The 226-nt window shown below is 52.2% G+C and carries 1 protein-coding gene; it reads right to left on the bottom strand.

The window, feature by feature from the left end; genetic code table 11:
• Positions 1–226: solute carrier family 23 protein (locus HMPREF0549_RS09145; protein ID WP_040532158.1), on the bottom strand; the 226-nt coding region annotated here is incomplete at both ends.

The raw sequence follows: 226 nt of genomic DNA, 5'->3' as shown, positions 1-226 counted from the left end.
ATCAACGTCATTGCGCCTCCCAGAACTGCCGAGGGAATGGTCGTGAAGAAGCCGCCAATCATCGGAAATAAGCCGAGGATAACCAGCATTACCGCGATGGTTCGCCCGACATAACGTGAAGCGACGCCAGTCATCTGAATAACCCCATTATTTTGCGCAAACGTGGTTAATGGTAATGAACCGACAGCGGAGGCGATAACAGAAACCAGACCATCTGCCAGCACGC

The sequence above is a fragment of the Limosilactobacillus vaginalis DSM 5837 = ATCC 49540 genome (assembly GCF_000159435.1).
In the GTDB taxonomy this organism is placed as follows: Bacteria; Bacillota; Bacilli; order Lactobacillales; family Lactobacillaceae; genus Limosilactobacillus; species Limosilactobacillus vaginalis.
Note: the sequence above shows the minus strand (reverse complement) of the source record. Positions and strands in the feature narration are given on the sequence as shown.